Annotated in this window: 16 protein-coding genes and 1 pseudogene; 5 read left to right on the forward strand and 12 right to left on the reverse strand. The window is 73.0% G+C overall.

The features are described from left to right. Positions 1-5 precede the first annotated feature (5 nt). The 3 genes from I0C86_RS32765 to I0C86_RS32775 form a co-directional block, all read right to left on the reverse strand. Positions 6-530 carry a hypothetical protein gene (locus tag I0C86_RS32765; protein ID WP_196205174.1) on the reverse strand — a complete coding sequence of 175 codons (525 nt, stop codon included), beginning with the start codon at positions 528-530 and terminating at the stop codon, positions 6-8. 60 nt (positions 531-590) lie between these two features. Continuing rightward, positions 591-848 carry a hypothetical protein gene (locus I0C86_RS32770; RefSeq protein WP_196205175.1) on the reverse strand — a complete coding sequence of 86 codons (258 nt, stop codon included), beginning with the start codon at positions 846-848 and terminating at the stop codon, positions 591-593. A 194-nt stretch (positions 849-1042) separates the two neighbouring features. Beyond that, positions 1043-2383, reverse strand: coding sequence for a hypothetical protein (locus tag I0C86_RS32775; RefSeq protein ID WP_196205176.1), 1341 nt, complete (start codon positions 2381-2383; stop codon positions 1043-1045). Positions 2384-2696: 313 nt separating this feature from the next. Here I0C86_RS32775 and I0C86_RS32780 point away from each other — a divergent pair, with 313 nt between their 5' ends. Together I0C86_RS32780 and I0C86_RS32785 are read left to right on the forward strand one after the other, a co-directional pair. Continuing rightward, on the forward strand, positions 2697-3026 hold the full coding sequence (locus I0C86_RS32780) for a CATRA system-associated protein (protein ID WP_196205177.1): 330 nt from the start codon (positions 2697-2699) through the stop codon (positions 3024-3026). A gap of 3 nt (positions 3027-3029) precedes the next feature. After that, a complete protein-coding gene (locus I0C86_RS32785; RefSeq protein WP_196205178.1) occupies positions 3030-4616 on the forward strand; it encodes a CATRA conflict system CASPASE/TPR repeat-associated protein in 1587 nt (528 codons plus the stop codon). Here I0C86_RS32785 and I0C86_RS45220 read toward each other — a convergent pair whose 3' ends face one another. From I0C86_RS45220 to I0C86_RS32800, 3 genes are read right to left on the reverse strand one after another with little or no spacing between them, the layout of a single operon-like run. Then, the gene (locus tag I0C86_RS45220) at positions 4617-6980 is read right to left on the reverse strand and encodes a CHAT domain-containing protein (protein ID WP_196205179.1); all 2364 of its coding nucleotides are present in this window, start codon (positions 6978-6980) and stop codon (positions 4617-4619) included. Continuing rightward, the gene (locus tag I0C86_RS32795; RefSeq protein WP_196205180.1) at positions 6977-8170 is read right to left on the reverse strand and encodes a vWA domain-containing protein; all 1194 of its coding nucleotides are present in this window, start codon (positions 8168-8170) and stop codon (positions 6977-6979) included. Before I0C86_RS32795 ends, I0C86_RS45220 begins: the two co-directional genes overlap by 4 nt. After that, the gene (locus I0C86_RS32800) at positions 8167-9168 is read right to left on the reverse strand and encodes an AAA family ATPase (protein WP_323373979.1); all 1002 of its coding nucleotides are present in this window, start codon (positions 9166-9168) and stop codon (positions 8167-8169) included. The genes I0C86_RS32795 and I0C86_RS32800 overlap by 4 nt, the downstream gene beginning before the upstream one ends. A gap of 197 nt (positions 9169-9365) precedes the next feature. On the opposite strand from I0C86_RS32800, the gene I0C86_RS32805 reads away from it, so the two are divergent. Next, positions 9366-10442 carry a hypothetical protein gene (locus I0C86_RS32805; protein ID WP_230395175.1) on the forward strand — a complete coding sequence of 359 codons (1077 nt, stop codon included), beginning with the start codon at positions 9366-9368 and terminating at the stop codon, positions 10440-10442. Between the two features lie 19 nt (positions 10443-10461). On the opposite strand, the gene I0C86_RS32810 is transcribed toward I0C86_RS32805, so the two are convergent. Beyond that, entirely contained in the window at positions 10462-11217 is a 756-nt protein-coding gene (locus I0C86_RS32810; RefSeq protein ID WP_196205183.1) for a protein phosphatase 2C domain-containing protein, read from the reverse strand. A gap of 79 nt (positions 11218-11296) precedes the next feature. Between I0C86_RS32810 and I0C86_RS32815 the strand changes: the two genes are divergently transcribed. Further along, a complete protein-coding gene (locus tag I0C86_RS32815) occupies positions 11297-12310 on the forward strand; it encodes a UDP-N-acetylmuramate dehydrogenase (protein WP_323373980.1) in 1014 nt (337 codons plus the stop codon). A gap of 38 nt (positions 12311-12348) precedes the next feature. Continuing rightward, entirely contained in the window at positions 12349-13053 is a 705-nt protein-coding gene (locus I0C86_RS32820; protein ID WP_196205185.1) for a carbon-nitrogen hydrolase family protein, read from the forward strand. A 13-nt stretch (positions 13054-13066) separates the two neighbouring features. Here I0C86_RS32820 and I0C86_RS32825 read toward each other — a convergent pair whose 3' ends face one another. The 5 genes and pseudogenes from I0C86_RS32825 to I0C86_RS32845 form a co-directional block, all read right to left on the reverse strand. Further along, positions 13067-14152, reverse strand: a complete 1086-nt coding sequence (locus tag I0C86_RS32825; protein ID WP_196205186.1) for a thiopeptide maturation pyridine synthase — start codon at positions 14150-14152, stop codon at positions 13067-13069. Position 14153: 1 nt separating this feature from the next. Next, positions 14154-15146 (reverse strand): lantibiotic dehydratase C-terminal domain-containing protein, encoded by a 993-nt coding sequence (locus tag I0C86_RS32830; RefSeq protein WP_196205187.1) that lies wholly within the window; start codon positions 15144-15146, stop codon positions 14154-14156. 10 nt (positions 15147-15156) lie between these two features. After that, on the reverse strand, positions 15157-17823 hold the full coding sequence (locus I0C86_RS32835) for a lantibiotic dehydratase (RefSeq protein ID WP_196205188.1): 2667 nt from the start codon (positions 17821-17823) through the stop codon (positions 15157-15159). A gap of 115 nt (positions 17824-17938) precedes the next feature. Next, positions 17939-18163, reverse strand: coding sequence for a hypothetical protein (locus I0C86_RS32840; protein WP_196205189.1), 225 nt, complete (start codon positions 18161-18163; stop codon positions 17939-17941). 5 nt (positions 18164-18168) lie between these two features. Next, positions 18169-18956 (reverse strand): annotated as a pseudogene (locus tag I0C86_RS32845) (hypothetical protein); the annotation flags it as partial.

The raw sequence follows: 18956 nt of genomic DNA on the forward strand, positions 1-18956 counted from the left end.
GTCTTCTAACGTGCCCAGCCGGTGAAGTGCTGTCCGGATCTCACTTCGGCACGCCGCGTCGGACGGCGATCGGTGTCGGCGGCCCCCACGGCACTGGCGGCGGCTCGCACGAGCCAGGCGTTGACCGACAGTCCGGCCCGCCCGGCGGCCTCCTCGACGCTGGCCTTCAGGTGGTCGGGGAGACGGAGATTGATCCGCGAGGTGCCGCCGTCGTCACCCTCCGGGGCCAGCAGCGGGGCCGGCGGCGCGATCGGGCCGACATCCGCGTCCGCGTCGTCGACGGGTGGACTGGCGGGGGTCACCACGAAGGCGGGCTCCCGCCCACGTAGCCGTACGTGAACCGAGCCTGGGGCGAGTTCTCGGGTGATCTCGTCGGCCGCGTCCGACAGGGCGTTGAGCAGCGTGAGCCGGGTTGCCGCCTCCAACTGTGTGACGAGCCGCTCGGCCAGCGCCCTGCCGTCGGGATCGGCCCCCTCCGCAGCCAGGGCGAACTCGTTGCGCAGGTTCTCGACGTACGGCCTCAGGTCCATGGTGCCATCATGGCACCGGTTGGCTCAGCCTGCAAACATATCTGGCTCCGGTCGACGCCATCAAGCGCAGACGGGAGGGGGAATGCCGTCGTCGGGAAGGAAGTGCAGCACCGTCCCGGACTCATCGGTGTACGTCAGATTCTCTGGCGGCACCTCGATGGCCGTACCGCGCCCGGTCCAGGTGTCGGGCTTGTTCGTGGCGTCGAACGGCGGCTTCGGCACCTCCCAGGTCCTTCCGTCGAGAACGAGGGGATCCACCCCGCAGTGGTAGAGGCCGACAGTGACCGAGTACTGCACGGTCGCTGGCAGGGTGGCCACCCGATGCGGGCCGAGGGGCTTCCGTTCGGCGCCCGACCCCGTACAGCCACCCAGGAGAATCACAGCCCCCAGAGCCGCTGTCGCCGTCCTTCGCATGGTCCCTTCGACGCCGTCGACCGGTCGCCGGTTCCCTGACCGGCCTACGGACCCGCTGGTCGCCTCCGCGCCGCCGTGGCCGTGGCCGGACGGTACGGCTACACGTCGAGAACCCGTTCGACGCGCTGGCGGCGGCCGGGCTCCCCCGCGTACCGGTCGAGGACGTACCAGCGCCGCCGCCACTCGCGATAGCCGTCCGCCCGACCGGCCGCCTCCCGGCAGGCTTCGACGGACGCGACGAAACTCGGCTTCGTCGCACAGCCGATCACGTTCGCGTCCCATCCCGACCGGCCGTCGCCGACATGCGCCAGCCAACCGGACAGCGCCTCCACCGCGTCGTCGTCGAGCTCGGCCCGCTCGACGCAGGGATCGAAGGCCAGCGCCGACGGCAGCCGGTACCCGGGAACCAGCAGCGCGAGGTGCAGCCGAAGCTGGATGATCTTTCCCTGGTGTGCGGCCAGCAGCGGCACCGGTTCACCGCTGACGTCGAGCACCGGCAGTTCGATCCGCCGGTACGTCTCCTCGAAGCGGGCCAGCAGGTCGGCACGCAGCTCCGGCCAGGTCTCGTGGTTGCCGGGCTTGCGGCCGAGCGCCTCCATCTCCGGAGACATCGACAGCACCAGCAGGATCGCCCGGGCCGTCATGATCCCCGGATTCTGGTACGCCGTGGCGAGCGCGAGCCGCCGCTCGTCCACCTGGTGGACGAACCCCCACCGCTGCTCGATCCGATCGGCGACGTCGAGCGCCCGGCCGCCGATCGCGGCGCCGTCGGTCAGCTGGCTGAACATCCGCTGCGTCCACCGGGGACTGTCGTCCTCGGTCCACGGCGGATCATCCTCCTCGATCCCCTCCATCCACCGGCCGACAACCCGTTCCGCGGTCCGGCACGCGGTCCCGGCCTCGGCGAGAGCGATCTGCAACAGCACCTCGTCGAGGTCCAGCAGGTACCGGTCCCGGTCCGGGCTGCCGGCGTGGCTGTCGGTGAAGCTGGCGTGCTTCGTCCGCGCCTCCTGGTGCAGGATCCAGGCCTCGTCGTACCCGTTCTCGGTGTCCCGCTTCGACTCCGCCAGCGCCTGGGCCCGGATCGCTCCGAGCGCCCGGGGCGCGAACTCCGGCCACGGCAACGACCGCGCCGCGTCGGCGGCCCTGGCGATCAGGTCGGCGGCGGTCCGCGCCGAACTCCGCGCCGCGCCGGTCAACGACTCGAACCCGGCAGTCACCTCCCAGAGCGACATCAGCGACACCTCGTAGAGGAGCCAACCCATCAACGGCAGCAGCTCCGCGAGCTTCTCCGGCGGCAGTTGCGGCCGGGGGTCGTCGAGAAATTCCCGGTACGCCCGCACGTCCGCCTCGATCCGCCGCAGCAACCGGTCGTCGACCGGGGTGGCGCCCGTCCGTACGGCCCGGGGAAGCCCGCGCAGCTGCTCGGCACTCATCATCTCGACGCATCCCCTCGACAGACGGCGACCCGGAAAGACGCCGGCGGCACGACCGCTTCGACTAGTACCGGCCGATGATCGGAAATGTCATCATCCGAACGGCGTGCGTCACGGCTCGGACGGCCCCGGCCGATGGACGGTCCGGTGCCGGAGTTCGCGCGACCCTACTTCGGATGCGGACCTCCAGAGCCTGGACGATGAACGCCCTCCGCCATAGGTTGGCGACGCCAAGGCGACAACATGGACAACTCCGCTTCCGACCCCGCCCGGGGTACCACCGCACGGAAGCGGGTCCGTCCGGAAGGGATCGAACGTGCGGAACCGTCTGGACCGGGATCTGGCCGCGCTGCAGGACGACCTCGGCGAACCCGGTGAGCTGCGGCTCCCACCGGAGCAGTGGGCGCCCTTCATGAGCCACCTGGAGGAGCTGGTCGAGGCGCTCGGCGAGCGGGACCAGAGCCGGATCGGCGAACTGCTCCAGCGGCTCGGGGCCAGCGGTGCCCGCCGGGTCAGGGCCCGGATCGACGATCCCCGCGACGTCGACGCGCCGGAGCCGTTCCGGGCCCGGCTGGCCGAGCTGGTCCCGGTGATCGCCGACCACGCGCGTACCGCCACGAAGCCCCGCGTCGAGCCGAAGCGGTAACGGATGCTTCTCAGGCCGGCGCTCCTGATCCACGAGTTCGCCAGACTCGACCAGAGCGGCGACGACGGTCCGGGCGTACCCGGCCGGCTCCGGGAACTGTGGCACCGGAGTTTCCTCGACAAGCAGGTCGGACCGCCGGATGCCGACGTCGCGACGATCCGGGTTCCGCCTGGTACGTCCGCCCGGGGGTTCGACGTGCTCGCCACCCGTCGGGGCCGCCACGAAGACGATCGGGTCTACGAGGCGGTGCTCTCCGCCGCCAGCGACTCGATGTGCCTCACCGTCCTGCTGGCGCCCAACCTCCAGACGTCCACCTGGGCCGACCTCGACGCTCGGTGGCAACATGCGACGGCCACCGGGCCGGGACGGCGGACCGGTGCCGAACCGGGCACCGGGGCCGGCGGTGACCTGGGCACGGTGCGGATCTACGTGGCCTATGTCGACTCGCCACTGGACGAGGAGACGGTCGGACGGGTCGCGGCGGCGGTCGGCGACGCCCTACCGGACCCGGGCGGCGCCTCGGCCTGGATCCGAAACTGGTCGAGGACCGCACAGGACTTCCTCCTCTGGGAGCCACCGGCACGCCACCCCGACGAGCGACGGCTGGTCCTGATCGGCCCGGAGTCCGCAGAGGACGAGCTGGACGCGTTCGCCTGGACCAGTGGCGGCCGGGTGCTCGGCCCGCTCGTCTACTACCTGCTGGACAGCGAGAAGCTGCGCTACGAGATGGCCGTGCACAACGCGGACTTCCCCCGGATCCGGCAACTGTGCCTCGACATCGACGACGCCGTCGACCGGCTCCTGGCGCTGCACCGGTCCGCGTCGACGGCCCCGGCCGACCTGGTCCGGGCGGACGACGCACTGACCCAGCTCCAGACCGACGCCACCGGGCTGATCACCACACTCGCGCGGCTGCGCAAGGTCGCCTGGACCGTCGGAGTCGCGAAGGCGAACATGACCGCGGCGGTTCCGGCCCTGCCGTCCGCCCGGGGACCGCTCGCCGCCGACCAGGCGATGGCGAAGGTGTTGTCCGAACGGCTCGGGGACGACATCGCGTACCTGGACATCTCGCGGGAGCGGGCCGACCGGGTCTCCGCGTTGACCGCCACCGCCGTCCAGCGCGGCCTCGGTGCGTTCCAGCAGCAGCTACTGCTCGTCCAGACCTCGGTCGTCGGAGCGATCGTGATGATCCTGGCCGGCGTGCAGGCGTTCGAGACCAAGGTCGACATGCCGGCCCTGTTGCAGGCACCCCTCATCGCGGTGCTCGGCAGCCTCGCGCTCGCCCTGCCGACCGCCGCCATGCGCTGGTCGAGCAACATCTCCCGGGACATGCCGCTGCGTACCGTCGACTATCTCGCGACGTTCGTGCTGGGTACGAGTCTGGGCTGGCTCGCCGGCGAGGTCGTGTCGTACGCCATCGACGGCCATCCGCTCGACAAGCTGCCGACCTGGCTGCTCAGCCTCGTCGCCGGTCTCGTCGCGTGCGCCCTGGCCCGGCTGCGGTCCCGCCAGCTCGACCGACCGGCCGGTACGGACCCGCCGCCCCGACCCACCGGCGACCGCCGCCGGGCACCCGTCGACCGGCCCTGATCAGCGGACGTACGCGCTCAGCAGCGCCCAGCCCAGTTCCGGGCCCCGATGCCGCACGGCGTCCAACTGGGCTCGCCGGAGCGCCACGTCGAGCCGGACGGCACCGTCCCTGATCTCGTCCACGATCCGGCTCGCCGCGGCTCCGGTGAGCCGGTCCGGTATCTCGTCGATCCCGGCGACGACGCACCGGGAGCCGCCGGTGAGCAGCGCCATGACGAAGCTCAGCGGCTCGGCGTGCGCGGGGTTCACCAACTGCCCGACGTGGCAGGAGGCCATCAGCACCGACGGCGGCCAGCGCAGGCCGAGCGCCGCCCCGGCGGCCAGCGGCTCCGGCAGCCGCAGGCACTGGCCCAGTCCCTCGCCGTCGCCGTGCGCGGCGATGTGCACGAACCGCCAACCGGCCGACTCGTCCGCCAACGCGTCGACGAGCGGACCGTCGAGCCCGACCGGGGCCGAGTCGGGGCCGACGTCGCAGCGGTGCAGCGGCAGGACCTCCGCCTCGTTGTCCAGATCCCAGGCCATCCGCTCCTGCCGGATGTTGACGCCTCCCTCGGCCCGGGACACGAGCCGGACCAGCGCCGGTCCGGTCACCGGCGGCGGCTCCTCGTACGACAGGCAGGTCAGCACCGGGCACTGGGCGGTCACCGCCCGTTCGACCAGCCGGGTACCCGCGTCGTCGATCCGCACCGCCGCCCACGGCAGCAGGCTCAGCGCGGAATGCGCGGAGATCAGCAACTCGATCGGATCCTCGCGGGTGTGTGCCCCCAACACCGCCAGCAACCGGGCCGGCAGCAGTTCGCGGGCCAGGCCGTACCAGTCCGGCCCGGCTTCGCCGTCGGCGTCGGCGAGCCGGCCGAGCCACTTCTCCGCGTCGTCCGTGCCGTGGAAGAACGCCGTGTACGCCGCTCCGGGCGTGAACCGCTCGAAACCGACCGACCGCCGTGGCTCGACCAACGCGCGGAACCAGTTGGTGCCGTCGCCGAGCGTGTCCGGAAGCGCGACGTAGTCCAGGGCGTACCGGGTGCCGATGACGTCGACCAGCTGCGCCAGGTCCGCCGGCGCCGGCAGCACCGTGTCGGCCAGCATCGGCGACACCGCCTCCTCGAGCTGCCAGTGCAGGTCCGTCAACTCCCGCTGCCGGGACGCCTCGTCGCCGACCAGGGGCTCCGCCGGCTGGTCCTCGGCCCGGACGATCTCGTCCACCAGGCCACTGACGTGTGGACTCAACAGCAGCCGGCCCGCGCGCATCCGGCTGGCGAACCCGGTCTGCTTGGCGGAGAGCGCGACCCGGAGTCCGAGTTCGGCCGCGTCCGTACCCGGCAGCGCGGCGGCCAGCAGGGCGATGTCGCCGTAGACCCGCCGGAAGGCGACCGCCAGCGGCGCCCGGGACCGGGCGACCACCCGCCAGCGCCCCCGGACCCGTTCGGCTGCGTCGAGGGCCCGGCGGCCCAGCTCCACCGCCTGCCCGACGGCCTCGCCGGTCCGCTCGCCGGTCGCCAGGCACTCGGCGAGGGCCAGCGCCGCCGACAGCTCCAGCACGCCCCGGTCCTCGTCGGGATCCGGCGCCGGGCCGCCGGACTGGCTGGGCACCGGCACCGGCCCGCCGACCCGGTCCAGCGCGACGCGCATCCCCCGGACCGCCTCGGCGTGGTCGCCCTGCTCCCAGGCGGCCAGCCCGAGAACGAGGTCGTATCGGTGCCGGGTCGAGTAGCCGGCGGCCCGGGTGGAGTTCCAGTACTCCTCCTCCAGCTCACCGAGGGTGTCCCGGACCTGCATCGCCTGCCCCATCGAGATCAGCGACGCGCCGTGCTCGTAGAGGAAGTGCCCCCGGTGCGGCTCCGCCCCGGTCCCGTGGAAGAAGGTGGCCGGGCAGACGACCAGGCGGAGCGCCTCGGCGTACTCGCCATGCAACCGGAGGCTGCGGGCCGCGAGATATCTGCTGCCCACCCCGAGCGTCAGGTCCCGGTAGAGCCGGTCGGTGTCCTCCGCCAACTCCGTCAGGGCCCGCCCGTACAGGTCCGCCGGGGTGTGGGCGGTGTCGATCGGAATGCCGACGAGGCCGCAGAAGTGCACGATCGTCCCCGCGTACGCCCAGGCCTGTGCCCGGACCGCCCAGGAGTCGGCGCTCCGCGCCGCGACCAGGTGGTGCCGCAGCGCGACCGCGAAGAGGTTCGGCTCGTCCCTGGCCTTCCGGGCGAGGCTCTCCCGCTGCCGGACGATGCCGACGGCCAGGTCGGCGTCCGCGGCCAGCAGGAGCAGCGCGTCGCGCGCCAGCACCCGGCGAACGGGTACGGACGGCCCGCCGGCACCGGTCGGCGGGCCGCTCCCCGGCCCGGTCGTCGAACTGCTCCCCGGCCCGGTCACCGGGAGATCACCTCCGCCAGCTTCCGGAGCGCGTCGAGGCTGTGCCCCGGCAGCGGCCGGTCGACGTACGGCAGGCTGTCGACGAGTCCGGGTGCCGACGGCTCGAATCCCGGCCAACCCTGCTGCGGATTGACCCAGACCAGTAGATGTGCGAGCCGGGAGAGCCGCGCCACCTGGCGGGCCAGCAGCGCGGGAGCGCCGAACTCGCAACCGTCGGACGCGATGACCACGATCGCGGACCTGACCGTGCCGGTGCCGCCCCAGCCGCGCAGGAACTCCCGCAGGGTGGGGCCGAGGCGGGTGCCGCCACCCCAGTCGGCGCCGAGCCGGGCCGCCGTACGGAGGGCCAGGTCGGGGTTCCGGGCCCGCAGCGCCGACGTGATCCGTGTACACCGGGTGCCCAGGGTGAACACCTCCGTCGCAGCGGGATCGGCCCGGACGGCCGCGTGCGCGAACCGGAGCAGGGCGTCGCGGTACAGCCGCATCGACCCGCTGACGTCGAGCAGGAGGAGGAGCCGTCGGGGCTGCTCGGTGCGGCGTCGACGGTGGAGGCGTACCGGCTCTCCGCCGCCCCGGACCATCGCCGCGGCCGTACGGCCGACGTCGATCCGGTTCCGCCCACCCGGAACCCGGCGCATCGACCGACGGGATCGGTGCGTCGCGCCGAGCAGGGCGATCAGGGCGAGGACCTCGGCGCGTTCCGTCTCGGTCAGCGTCCTCAGGTCCCGGGAACCGAGCCGTTCCACACCGGCCACACCGGCCGCCCCGACCCCCGGTACCCGTTGCGGGTCCACGCCGGACGCGGCGCCGCCGGGTTCGTCCGCCGGTCCTCCCGCGAACCCGCCGGCGGTCTCCGCCACGGTGATCGCGCTCGCCACTACCGGCGCGGCCGGCGCCCCCGGGTCCGGCACCCCGGAGTCCGGCGCCGCTGCCGGGCGGCCGAACCGGGCCGCGAACGCGGCGTCGAACAGCGGCAGGTCGGCCTTCCGGGAGCAGAGCGTCAGCCTCGTTCCCCAGTAGATCGCGTCCGGCCCGGTCGCCGGGAACTCGGTGAGCGCGGCTGCCGCCACGGCGATCCGGGCCGGATCGACGGCGACCCCCGCGAACCGCAACTCGGCCGCGAACCCGGCGAGCTCAGACGCCAGGTCCGCGCCGGTCGTCCACGGCCCGCTCGGCTTCGCGCCCGTCATGATCGGGGACGGTCCGGCAGGTCGACGCGGTCCGGCAGGTCGACGCGGTTGGGCAGATCAGGCAGGTCGACGCGGTCCGGCAGGTCGACGCGGTCCGGCAGGTCCGGGCCGGCTGAGGATCCGGATGCCACGAGCGGTGCCGGCGCCAGCAGCCGGCGTACCTCGGCGCGGTCGTCGTGGTGCTTCGCGACCGTACCGAGCGCGGCGTCGGCCAGCGTGTCGGTCAGCGAACGCTCGCCGAGTTCCACTGCCGCGCGGGCCAGGTCGATCGCCTCGGCCACACCGGGCGGCTTGACCAGGTTCGCGGAGCGGAGGCGTCGCATCGCCGCGGCGACCTGTCCCGCCAGCTCGTCCGGCAGCCCGTCGACCCGGCGGCGCAGGATCTCGACCTCGCGCGGAAGATCCGGATGGTCGATCCAGTGGTACAGGCACCGCCGCTTGAGCGCGTCATGGACCTCGCGGGTCCGGTTCGACGTCAGGACCACCAGCGGCGGAACGGCGCCGCCGATGGTGCCGAGTTCGGGAATGCTCACCGAATTGTTCTCGAACACCTCCAGCAGCAACGCCTCGAATTCGTCGTCGGCGCGATCTATCTCGTCGACGAGAAGGACGGAGGGACTGGTCTCGACGGCCTTCAGGATCGGGCGCCGGACGAGGAACTCCCGGGTGTAGAGAGACGTGACGTCGGGCGTTCCGCCGGCCGCCTCGCGGGCAGCGCGCAATTCGAGAATCTGGCGGGGAAAGTTCCAGTCGTACAGGGCCTGGCTGGCGTCGATGCCGCCATAACACTGCAGGCGGATCAGCTCCGCGTCCAGTACGTCCGCCATCGCCTGCGCGAACGCGGTCTTGCCCACTCCGGGATCGCCTTCGAGGAAGAGTGGACGACGCAGGCGCAGTGCCAGAAAGGCGGCGGCCGCAAGCCCGGTGTCCGGGAGGTATCCGACGCTGTCCAGCGCGGCGGCGAGTTCGGCGGGACCTCCGAACCGTGGTGTCGTCACCGGCAGAGTATCGGTCGGCGGTCCAAGATCTGTCGATCCTACGACCTGCCGGTACGGCATCGGCGAATCGTTGAGGAGATCAACTGCCGCCCGGTACTGTGCTGGGCGTGACGGCGGACGCGGCCATACCTCAAGCTCCAGCGGCAGCGCAGGAGGTCGATCGGGCGACACACGCATTCGCCTTGGTCGAGAGCTGGTTGTTCAGCGAACCGATGACGGAACTGCTCGACATCTTCGACGGACACGCCGACCGGAGCGACTGGCTCCATCTGGACGAGGACCTGCCGGAATGGCTCGGCTCGCTCCTGCGGCAGGCCGACCCCGCCGTCAAGGGTCTGTCCGAGGAGCAGACGGACGTCCTCCGCCGGACCCTCGCGATCGAGCAGACGGCCGCCACGCACTTCAACTTCCGTACCCGGGACGGGTCCAGCTACCGGGAGCGCTCGCAGGCGGTACACGCGGACTTCAGCCCGGAGACCCGAGCCGTTGTCCTGCGGCTGACCGACGCGCTCGGCCTGGTGAGCCCGCATCCGCCACGATCGCGCGAGTACGGGAAGACCCTCGTGCTCGGCGGCGGCTACCGGTCGCCGCTGCTGCGTGCCCGGTACGCGGCGCAGCTACAGGCGTCCGGGGTCGCCCTCGGCGAGGTCAGCTTCCTCGGCAGTCCCCGCCCCCTCATCGACGAGCCACCCGAGCGCCCGGCCGCCGAGCGGTACGCGCCAGGTGCCAGCGACGAGTTCGACCTGATGGTCGGGGCGGTCCGGGCGGAGTTCGGGCTGGAGCCGGCCGAGCTGACCTTCCTGTGCGGCTGTCCCTCGGCCGACAACGCGTGCCCGAACTGGCCCGCCCGGAACCTGCCGCGCGCGAATCAGACGCCACCGGCCTTCACCCACGAACGCCGGGCCGCGCTCGTCGGCGCCGACGGGCAGGCGATCGGCTCGGTGCTCTCCGCGAACACCGGACGCCCGCCGTTGCGACCGGACACGGCCGACACCCTGCGGCTGTGGGCCCGGTGCGCACGGCCGCGCCTCGGGGAGCGGGTACTCGTGGTGACGACGCAGGTGTTCGTACCGTTCCAGGCGTTCGACGGGCTCCGGCAGCTCTACCTGCCGTTCGGGGTCGACCTCGACACCGTCGGGTACGGAGCGGAGTGGCACGACCGGCCGCAGACCGCCGAGTACCTGCTCCAGGAGACCCTGTCGGCGATCCGGTCCGCGCGCCGGCTGCTGGTCGACGCCGCCGAGACGCTCGCCGGGGAGAGGTCCGTGGCCTGACGACCCCCGGTCCGCCCGGCTACCGGAGGAGTACGGCGAGAGTCGCGTCGTCGTGGCGCTTGACCGTACGCCCGGAGCTGGCGAGCTGCCCGGGGTGCTCGACCTCACGGGCCCGGACCGCCTCGATCACCGCACGGGGCCCGCCCGCCTCGGCCAGCCGGAACACCTCGGCCCAGCCCAGCCCGAAGATGTCGACCAGCCGGGACACTCCGTCGGTGCACAGCAACAGCCGGAACAGCCCGTTCCGGTCGACGCTGCCGGTGATCGCCTCGGCCGCCGCGGCCGGCTCGGTCGACGCCACCCAGAAGCCGCCCGGCCGGTTACGGAGCCGGGCGACGGTGTCGCGGTCGTAGCCGGGCAGTCCCCCGGTACGGTCGTCGCTGACCACGACGATGCCCCGGGCGTCCTCGAACACCACCGACGAGTCGCACAACACGAGATAGTCGAGCCGCTGGCCGCGTTCGCGCACGATCGCCACGGTCGACGACGGGCTGTTCGGGTTCGTCAGGTCACAGGTGTGGGCGTGCAGCCGTCCGACCGCCTCGATGGCGCCGGCCAGCACCTGGTCGAGCCCGGTCGTCCGGTCGGCCGACAGGGCCGCCGCGAGGTGCGCGCCGAGCATCCGGACGAGCCACCCCGGACCGTGCCGGCAGCCCGTGTCCGACCCCGGAAGTTCGGTGACCCCGTCGAGCAGGATCGCGAACCCGGCCGACACGACGAGATGGTCCTCGTTGGGTCGGCCCGGCGCCGGCTCGGTCGCGAAGGCGAAATCCATGCCGAGGATTCTTCCGGTTCCGTCGCCGTCCCCCCGATGCCCGGCACCGCGCCCGGCCCGCTCGGTAAGCTTCCCAGCCGTGACCATCACGTTTGCTGACCTGACCACCATGCGGATCGGCGGGCCGGTCGGGGCGCTGCACGTCGCCACCACCACCCCGGACGCCGTTGAGCTGCTGAGGAGCACCGACAGCGCGGAAGAGCCGCTGCTGGTGATGGGCGGCGGCTCCAACCTCGTGGTCGGCGACGTGGGCTGGCCGGGCACGGTGGTCAAGATGGCGTCGACCGAGTTCGAGATCGTCGGCGACCGGCTCACCGTCGCCGCCGGTGTCGAATGGGACACGGTGGTCCAGACCGCCGTGGCGGAGGGACTCGCCGGGATAGAGACCCTGTCCGGGATTCCGGGCTCGGCGGGGGGCACACCGGTACAGAACGTCGGGGCGTACGGCACGCTGACCTCCGACGTACTGGAGTCGCTCTCGGTCTACGACCGGGAAACCGGCCAGGTGGAACGCTGGCTTCCCGAGCAGTGCGGGTTCGGCAGCCACCGGCAGTCGGTCTTCAAGCACAGCGACCGCTGGGTCGTTCTCGACGTGACGATGCGGCTGCGCCGGAGCGGTCAGTCGAATCCGGTCAATTTTCCGGCGGTCGCGCAGCGGCTGGGCATCGAGGTCGGTGGCACGGCGGCCCCGGCGGACGTACGCGAGACGGTGATCGCACTGCGTCGGGAGAAGCGGATGGTGCTGGACCCCGACGACCACGACACCTGGAGCGTCGGCTCGTTCTTCATCAACCCGGTGCTCGAAGAGGTGCCCGAGCGGGCCCGGGAGTGCCCCAGCCAGCCGGACGTCAAGGGGACCAAGCTGCACGCGGCGTGGCTGATCGAGCACTCCGGTTTCCGTCGCGGCTACGGCACGGACTGGGGCAACGGGACCGTCGCCCTGTCCAGCCGGCACACGCTGGCGCTGACCAACCGGGGTGGCGCCACGGCGGCCGACGTGATGAAATTCGCCGCGCACATCCGCGATGGCGTCGAGGCCCGCTTCGACGTCCGGCTCAACCCGGAGTGCAACCTCGTCAACTGTTCATACTGAGCAGCGGACCGACCGCCGAGCACCGGGAGCCGCCGAGCATGCGTCAGCCGCTGACCGTCGCCGTCGCCCAGCCATCCTGCGTACCGTACGACGTCGCCGCGAACGCGTTGACCCACGCCGCGACGGTCCGGTCGGCCGGTGCCCGGGTGGTGGTCTTTCCCGAACTGTCGCTGACCGGGTACGAGTTGGACGCTCCGGCGATCACCGCCGAGGATCGCCGGCTCGGTCCGCTCGTGGCGGCCTGCGCCGAATCGGACTCGGTCGCGCTGGTCGGGGCCCCGGTGCCGGATGACACCGGCCGGTCGAACATCGCAGTACTGGCCGTCGACGCCGCCGGAGCGCGCGTCGCGTACCGGAAGATCTGGCTGGGCGGTGCCGAACCCGAGTGGTTCGTCCCCGGCACGACGCCGGTCGCGCTCGACGTGGACGGCTGGCGGCTCGGTCTCGCCGTCTGCAAGGACACCGGTGTGCCCCGGCACGCCGCCGACACCGCCGCGCTCGGCATCGACGCCTACCTGGCCGGGATGACGGACTCGGCCGCGGATTCGGGGATCCAGGACGAGCGGGCCCGCCGGATCGTCGCCGACCACGGGATCTGGGTGGCGATCGCCAGCTTCGCGGGCCCGACCGGCGGAGGGTTCACCGAGACCGCCGGCCGGTCGCGGATCTGGAGCCCGGACGGCAGCGTGGTGGCCGAGGCGGGCCCGGAACCCGGCGAGGTCGTCCGGGCGACCCTGACCTGATCCGCCGGCGGGGCTACGGCGCCGGGGTGACGATGCGCCGGACGAGGTCCACCGCCGAGACGCCGTACACCGCCTCGACCGCGTTGGCCAGCAGGTGCCCGGCCCGGAACCGCTCGATCGGCACCAGCCCGAGCCGGGTCAGGTGCAGGTAGGTGTAGTTCAGCGCCACCCGGTAGTGCAGGAACTCGGGCCGGGAGAAGACCCGTTCCCGGTACGACTCGTTGCCGAGCATGAGTTGGTGCAGTTCACTGTGCGCGACGCCGGGCGAACTGCGGGGCGGCGGCGGTGGACCCACCAGCCCGTCATCCGAGATCAACGACGTGAAACGCGGAGCGTACCGGTCCAGCAGCGCGGCCCACTCCCGGACGAACGGCACCGACGGGGCGTCCGGATCGTCCAGTGCCCGGACCACCGCGCTGACCCGGTCGGCCAGTTCGCCCGCCCGGCTGCGGTACGCCGCGTCGAAGGCGGGACGGACGTGTGCGGCCCCGGTGTGCGCGCAGACCCCGAGGAAGCCCTCGGCGTGTGCGCGGAACGCGACGAACCCACTGGTCAACGGGCCGGGCGCGGTGTGCGCCGCGACCAGCATGAGGTGCATCGCCACGCCGTCGCGCCGGTCCCGGCCGGCTCGCACGTGCCCGAGCATGTCGAACAGTGCCCCGGTGGCGTCCCGGTAGAAGTCGGTCAGCAGTTCGACCGCCTCGTCACTGCCCAGCACGTGCCGGCGCGAGTCGAATTCCTCGGCCACGATGGAGTTGTTCGGATACCAGGGGGTGAGTGGGCCGCGTTCGTGCTCCTGGAGGGCGAGCACCCGGTGCCGCTCCAGCGCCGCATCCTGGTCCAGCACGGTGCGGGACGGATGCGACCGCAGGTAGGCGCCGACCGTGGTCTCGATTGCGGGCCACACCCGCGACCGCCAGGTCTCCTCGTCGGTACGGACGTTGAGCCGCAGATGCGGGCCGCGCCGCCAGTGCCGGACGACGTACGACTCGGCGGCGTCGGCACCCAACCCGGCCAGCACCGGCCGGACGGCGTCGAGCAGCAGCCCGTCCTTGTCGGCATCGTGGTAGGCGATGTGGACCGTGTGCCACCGACGCATCTCAACGCTCCGTTTCGGACAGCGAGGCCAGGGTACGCGCGACGATCAGACCGACCTGGGCCTCGGTCTCCAGTCCCAGTCCCAGTCGGTTGTTCAGCAGATGGGCGCAGCGCAGCAGGATCAGGGCCAGGGTGCGCCGCTCGGAGCGGGCCACGGCGGCCAGCGGTCCCATCGGGGAACCCGGGTCGGGCGGGGCGTGCCGACCCGACGCCCACAACGTGGTCAGGCTGTCGTGCAGGGTCCGGATGGAACGGTTCCAGGTCGCCAGCGCCCCCCGGGTGGCCGCCGTACCACGGGTGGCCGGCGGGGCCTCCGTCGCCGCCTCGGCCCAGCAGCTCCGGGCCTGGCGTCGCAGCCCGGCCCGGTCCCGGACGAAGGCCGCCTGACTGGCCGCCCAGAGCGGCCCGGTGCCCGCCGGCTCCCGATGCAGGGTCTCCGCGACCCGGGCCGCCGCCCCGGGCAGGTCCGGTTCGCAGACCGCCAGTGTCGACATGGTGGCGGCGAGCGCGACGGCTGCCCGGCGGTCCGCCGGTACGCCCGCCGCCAGCACCCGCAGCGCGAGGTCGCTGGACTCGGTGAAGTGCCGCTCCACCGCCGTCATCGCCTCGTCGTCGCCGTAGGCGTGGTGCTCCGGCCGGTACGCGACGAACTGCACCGAGTCGTTGGGGCGCAGCTCCGACTCGTACCGGTCCAGCCGCTCCCCCCGGGCGAGCCCCGCGGCGAACTCCCGGTACGCCTCCGCGCTGATCCTGGGAGTGGAGGGGTGGCGCCGGAGGTGTTCGCCGGCACGCTCGCGGATCCGTTCCCGCAGCGGCTCGGCGTACTCCGGTCGGGCCGGTCGGAGGCGGAACCGGATGTGCAGCCCGCCCTCCCAGTAGCGTAGGAAGAAGTGGCCGGTGGTCAGTCCGGCATCCGTCGCCTCGGCGACCACCGGCGCGACGGCGCCCGTGACAAGGGCGTCGAGATCGCCCTGGTGGAACAGATGGGCACTCACCCACCCCCGGTCAGCGGGCGTCGACACCATCGCCCCCGCCCGTACCGCCGTCTCTGGCCGTCGCCGAGACCTGCACGACGTACTCGGTGACCCGTACGCCGTGCCGGCCGTACGTCGGTGCGTCCGCCGGGTCGGGCAGCACCTCCTCCAGCACCATCAGCGCGTCCGGGTCGGTGGCGATCGTCCTGGTGAACCCGGTCAGCAGGAAGGCGTTCGTGACGTCCACGTAGAACGGCTTCCGGGCCTTGCCGAGCAGGCCGTCGACCAACGGCTCCCGCTGCGGGTTGACCACCCGGGCGAAGAACCTGCGCGGAATTCCGTGCCCGGCGAGCCAGTCGGCCAGCCGGGGCAGATAGGCCGGGTCGCTCTCGCCCTTCGCGGGGATCGGGAACTCACCGGACCGCAGTCGCCAGCAGGCGCGGGCGAGGGTGACCCGGCCGATGTCCATCCGGGGATGGGATTCCACGGCCGGCGGCACCCGGCTGCCCCGGAACACCCAGCCCGGCGCCATCGCGGTGCCCGGCTCACCGAAGACCCGGACCAGGAACCGCAGTGCCGACGGCAGGTAGTACTCGGCGAGCAACCCGAGATGCACCGGCAGTACCGCCCGACTGTCCGGCCCGGTCAGGACCAGCCGGTCCCGCTCGTGGTCGTACCGGACCCGCAGGTCCGTCAGCGGCAGCGCGGGCAGTTCGCCGCCGCCGGTGGCGTACGGGTACTCCAGTTCCACGTCGCCGGTTGCCGGACGCAGGTTCACGCTGCTGTGCAGCGCCGCCCGGCATTCCGCCAGCACCTGGTCGCCGGCCGGCGCGCGAAGGTCGGCGACGGGCGGCACCTCGGCGCCGACGAGGTCCATCAGCCGCCAGAGCCGGGTCAGGCCGCGCCCGTACCCCGCGGTGGCGGTGTTGATCACCACGCCGAGGCCGTCCGGGGTGTCCGTGGGTTGCAGATAGACGCAGACCGAGCCGGGGGCGACGACGGACCGGGGCCAGGTGTCGATCAACTTCGCCACCAGCTCCGGGTCGGCCCGGCTGACCCCGCCCGGCCCGTCCGGTGGGCCGGTGATCGCCTCCCACGCCTGGGCCCGGTGCGCCGCGAGTTCGCGCAGCCGGCTCAGCGGACTGCGGCGCAGCGTGCCGAGATGCGGCGCCAGCCGGTCACGCAGCAGGGTGAGCAGTACGTCCCGCTCGTCGCCGGCCACCCCGTCGGTGTGTACCTGCCGGTAGAACTCCAGCACCGGCACCGCCGCCTCCGCGCCGTAGCGGGACAGGAAGTACGTGGTAGCGGCGAGCTTGACCGGCAGGTCCAGGTCGAAGATGGCGAGGAACCGCCGGACCAGGTCCAGGTCGTCGAGGGCCGGCCGCCACTGCCCGGCTCCGGCCTGTACCGGGGGGTGGGTCAGCAGTGCGCTGTCGAGACAGAGGTTCAGGTCGGGCAGCCTCGGATCGACGCCGTCGAGGGCGAGGAAGGTGTCGGTGACGTTCCGCCGGATCTCGGCGAGCCGGGTTCCGTGATCGTCGGCGCCGAGGACGCCCCGGTCGGGCCGGACCACGGCACGCAGCCCGCGTACCGCGGCGACGACACTTCCCGCGACCGGCCCGGCGTCGCCGGTGCCGTCGTCGCCGGTGCCGTCGTCGCCCGGCCGGGCCAGCCAGTCCGCCAGGTCGCCGAGCGGGTCGGTGGACTGGTCGGCGAAGGGCGCCGGCAGCTCCAGCAGGCCCGCCCGGACCAGCGCCTCGACCGCACCGCCCTGCCCGGACGGCAGCCGGGCGAGCAGGGTTCCCATGGTCAGCTCGGGCTCGGCCCGGACCGCCGCCAGCAGCCGGCGCAGCGAATCGGTGGCGGCCAGGTTGGCGAGCGGCTCGTCCAGGCCGGCGCCGCAGAACCAGATCCGGCTGCCGTCGTCGGTCGCGCTCGGATTCACCCGTACGGCGGCCCGGCCGCGTACGTCGGGCCGGCGGGACAGCACCGTCCAGAGGTACTCGATGACGCGCCGGTCCAGCTCGATCAGCACCTGGAAGTCGAGCCGCTCCGAGGGCACCACCGCCGGCCCGGACTCCGTCCACCGGCCGAATCCACTGTGGGCGAACGTGGCGTACGGGCTGGGTTTGACGGCGGCACGGGCCAGGTACTTCGCCAGCCGGAGCAGTACCTGGCGGGGCGGGGCGGCGACCTCGGCGGCGGCCAGCCACACCTCCAACTGGGTGGAGAGCACCCGGCTGCCCTGCGCCAGGCCCCTGCGGAACACCTCGGCGCGTACCGCCGTCCGCAGCGCCGTCACCCGCTGCGCCGTCTCGGCGGCGAGGACCCGGGACAGCTCGGCCCGCATCGCGGCCACGTCGTCCAGCCGCAGTTGCCAGTCGGTGACCCGTCCGGCCAGGTCACCGGGGAGCGCCGCCAGCACCTCGGCGGAGCCGGCCCGCGCCCCGGGCCGCCGGCCGGTGAAGAGCGCCCGACGCAACGCCACCAGCAGCGGTTTGTGTTCCGGGGTGGCGCCGGTGCCGATCACCTCGTACATCCGGTCGGCCAGTTGGGCGCCCTCCTCCGACAGCCAACGTGTCACCGTACCGATCCGGTCGACGAGTTCCCAGGTGGCGGTGAAGCGCAGGTCGTCCAGGACCGTGGCCGGCAGGCCGGTCACCCGGACTCCGAAGCTCGGGGAGATGCGGTACGACATGTCGCTACGCTCCTTGCGGGCCGTCGGGGGCGGGGCCGGGACGGTGTCCGCCCTGCGGCCCAAGGTGGCCGGGGCGTCCGGGTGTTCCCGGACGCCCCGGGTCAAACGGTTGTCGCTACGCGACGCCCCGCGCGTCCTCGTCCCCGGGGGACTCGGGCGCGAAGCAGCTGGTGCCGGTGGTGTAGCAGGAGCAGTAGGCACAACTGGTGCACGAGGTGGCGCAGGAGGCACCGGTTTCCACGGTGCCGTGGCCCTCGGCCATCAGGGAGTCGGCGGACAGGATGCTGATGGTGTCGACCTCGAGGCCATCGAGGTCGAGGTCGAGCTCTGGACGAGACATCTGGGTCACCTTTCGAATCGGGACGGTTGGTCGTGTGCCGTCGGGGACGGCGCGGCGGTCAGGGCGACATGGCCACCTCCTTGCGGTTGTTCGAGGGCCGGAAGGTCGGGAACCCGCCGCGTGAGCTTCCGGGCGCGGGCGCCCACAGCCAGGAAGCCCAGGCTCTGCCGACGCGTCGGGTCGAGTCCCAGGGCGGCGTCGGTGCCGCCGTTGGTTCCTTCCGAATGGATCCGGGAGGCCAGCCCCAGTACCGCCGCGGCCAGGGTGGCGCGGTGGACGACGAGGCCGACCTCGGCCTGTTGGAGGCGGTACCAGTCGGCTCCGTACCGCCGCACCGGGGACAGCGGATCGCCGACCGGGATCAGGACGGCCGCCGCCCCGCGCAACGCGAGGCGGGTGTTGGGCAGCAGGGGGCCGCCGACGATCGCCGCCACCGTCGGCTCACCGCCGAGCGGGACCAGCCGGTGCCGGTGCCGGTCGTACCGGTAGCCGCCCCGGGACAGGCCGTCGACCCGCAACACCACCGCGCAGAGCTCGACCGTCGCCGGCCCGGCGTCGGCACCGGGCAGGTCGCCCGGGTACCCGTCAGAAGCGGCGGCGAGGATCGCCGCGAGCTGCCCGGTGGTGATCGCCACCGGCGGGTAGCCGGCGAACGGCGAGGCGCGGTGCGGTACGCCGTCGGCCAGTCGCACCGGCGGAACGACGGGCAACGGAAACGCCCCGGCACGCGACACCGGCGGACGCGGCCCGGCAGGCGACACCGGCGGACGCGGCTCGGCGGTTTCCGGGGCGG

It is taken from the genome of Plantactinospora alkalitolerans (genome assembly GCF_015690345.1).
GTDB lineage: Bacteria > Actinomycetota > Actinomycetes > Mycobacteriales > Micromonosporaceae > Plantactinospora > Plantactinospora alkalitolerans.

Excerpts from the sequence above, each read along its gene's own strand:
- I0C86_RS32765 (WP_196205174.1), bottom strand. The coding sequence starts at position 530 with ATGGACCTGAGGCCGTACGTCGAGAACCTGCGCAACGAGTTCGCCCTG.
- I0C86_RS32775 (WP_196205176.1), bottom strand. The coding sequence starts at position 2,383 with ATGATGAGTGCCGAGCAGCTGCGCGGGCTTCCCCGGGCCGTACGGACG.
- I0C86_RS32785 (WP_196205178.1), top strand. The coding sequence starts at position 3,030 with ATGCTTCTCAGGCCGGCGCTCCTGATCCACGAGTTCGCCAGACTCGAC.
- I0C86_RS32795 (WP_196205180.1), bottom strand. The coding sequence starts at position 8,170 with ATGACGGGCGCGAAGCCGAGCGGGCCGTGGACGACCGGCGCGGACCTG.
- I0C86_RS32810 (WP_196205183.1), bottom strand. The coding sequence starts at position 11,217 with ATGGATTTCGCCTTCGCGACCGAGCCGGCGCCGGGCCGACCCAACGAG.
- I0C86_RS32820 (WP_196205185.1), top strand. The coding sequence starts at position 12,349 with ATGCGTCAGCCGCTGACCGTCGCCGTCGCCCAGCCATCCTGCGTACCG.
- I0C86_RS32825 (WP_196205186.1), bottom strand. The coding sequence starts at position 14,152 with ATGCGTCGGTGGCACACGGTCCACATCGCCTACCACGATGCCGACAAG.
- I0C86_RS32835 (WP_196205188.1), bottom strand. The coding sequence starts at position 17,823 with ATGTCGTACCGCATCTCCCCGAGCTTCGGAGTCCGGGTGACCGGCCTG.
- I0C86_RS32840 (WP_196205189.1), bottom strand. The coding sequence starts at position 18,163 with ATGTCTCGTCCAGAGCTCGACCTCGACCTCGATGGCCTCGAGGTCGAC.